Source organism: Pontibacterium sp., assembly GCF_041587635.1.
Taxonomy (GTDB): Bacteria; Pseudomonadota; Gammaproteobacteria; order Pseudomonadales; family Balneatricaceae; genus Pontibacterium.
The window spans coordinates 1-1,352 of the sequence record NZ_JBFGYC010000737.1 but is presented as its reverse complement, the minus strand read 5'-3'; the positions used below and the strand labels follow the sequence as shown (position 1 = coordinate 1,352).

The window sequence follows — 1,352 nt, the reverse complement described above, 5'->3', positions numbered from 1 at the left end:
GGCAGATCACCAATGCGACCCCGAACATCCCCGCCTTTTAACAGCTCCCGCTCAGCTTCATGGGCCGGGTAGCCCAGCTCAATACGCATCAGAAAACGATCGAGCTGCGACTCCGGTAAAGGAAAGGTCCCGTATTGGCTCAGGGGGTTTTGGGTGGCAATAACAAAAAACGGGTCGGGTAATGGATAGGTCTGGCCGTCCAGAGAAACCTGATGCTCCTCCATCGCCTCCAGTAATGCACTCTGGGTTTTAGGTGTCGTGCGGTTAATCTCATCCGCTAACAACAGCTGTGTAAACACGGGCCCGCGATGAAAACGAAACTCACTGTTACCCGCATCAAACACGGTCACACCTAACAGGTCAGCGGGCAGCATATCGCTGGTGAACTGTACGCGTTGATAGTTCAGACCCATCACCTGCGCCAGAGCATGCGCCAACGTGGTTTTACCCATACCCGGCAGGTCTTCAATGAGTAAGTGCCCATGCGCAAAAAGACAGGTCAATGCCTGCCGAATCTGCCGTTCCTTGCCGTATAACACACCACCAATCACCTCAATGGCATGGTCTATCTTTTCCTGCATATCGCGTCCCTGGTTGCTGTCACAAAAAGAACTTCAGACATTTTTCAAATGACTCCCGAAAACAGACAGCAGTCTCCATCCGGGAGTTCAATATGGATCAGAACCTCAACGGAATAGATTCACTGTGATAGTCAGCAAAGCTGTTTGTGCAAGCCTCATCATGGGGAATTACCTGTACCAGATTGGCACGATGCACACCGGCCCGGTGACAAATGTCATAGGCTTCGGTCACACTTCTACAGGTAATCACACCACCTTCATTATCTTTAATCAGATCCTTTGCAACCTCTTTGTCCTTGCCGTATTCAACTTGAATCACCATTGGACCACAACCGGACTCAATGAAATTTACGTTACGCAGACGATGCTGTTCCGCCAGAGTGATGAATTCAGACATATTCATAGCACAGGCTCCTCTCGTTAATTAGCAGGCTGTACGTTCCGTGCGCCAGACTTGGATCAGATCAGATCCAGCTCGCTGTAAGCTACTTAAGCTTAGTTGAGGGTGCAGAATAAGGGTATGAGGAAATTTACACGCGAAAAATCAGATACTTGATAAAAAAAAGCCCCGACATAAGCCGGGGCGAACCTAGAGTGCTATGTGTCACATTGATAAGACAGGCAAGATTTCCTCCAGCCCCTGTGACCCCCTATCAAGGAAGGCTGGAAATCTAGCCAGACTGGCGGGACACTGCGCTAAGGCATCAACGCTCCGCCATCATGGCTGACTCTACTTAATACAAGTACCGTGCCAGTTCTATAAACAGAGAG

2 protein-coding genes are annotated in these 1,352 nt (G+C 49.7%); both read right to left on the bottom strand.

The annotated features are described in order from the left end of the window. A partial coding sequence (locus ABYW01_RS21300; protein ID WP_372836610.1) for an AAA family ATPase occupies positions 1–581 on the bottom strand: 581 nt, incomplete at its 3' end. Positions 582–678: 97 nt separating this feature from the next. Further along, complete coding sequence (locus ABYW01_RS21295; RefSeq protein WP_193955322.1) at positions 679–984, bottom strand: hypothetical protein; 306 nt, start codon at positions 982–984, stop codon at positions 679–681. Between the last annotated feature and the right edge of the window lie 368 nt (positions 985–1,352).